Origin of the sequence: Streptomyces sp. ADMS, assembly GCF_033441795.1 — a bacterium.
Taxonomy (GTDB): Bacteria; Actinomycetota; Actinomycetes; order Streptomycetales; family Streptomycetaceae; genus Streptomyces.
On the sequence record NZ_JAVFVX010000479.1, the window covers coordinates 1 to 374 of the forward strand.

The 374-nt window shown below is 73.8% G+C and carries 1 pseudogene; it reads right to left on the reverse strand.

Going from position 1 to position 374, the window contains the following annotated elements:
* Positions 1 to 374, reverse strand: a pseudogene (locus tag RB628_RS41640) (hypothetical protein); the annotation flags it as partial.

Sequence of the window (374 nt, forward strand, 5' to 3'; positions counted from 1 at the left end):
TGCGGACGAGGGTCGGGCGGGAGGCAGGGCGGGACGTACGGCTGAAGCTGACGGCGGCGCGGCTGGGGTCGTGCGCCGTGCGGTCGGCGAGAGCGCGAGAGCGGCGGCGACTCGGGGCGCCGCCGGTTCTTCCGGGGCGACTCGGTCCACCCGGGCCTGGGCCCTGTCGGGGTGGCCGGTGTACCGGTCGGCCAGGTCGCCGCGCATGGACCGGATTTCGAGCGCGTAGGAGTCGAGCTTCTCGGTGATGTAGCGCAGGCGGTTGGCGTAGTGGGGATCGGCGGGTGCGCCCAGGCCCTCCCACCAGTCGGCCGTCGTATTGAGGGACTCGACGACGCGCTGGAGAACGCCGTCACCGGGAGCGGTCAGCTCGC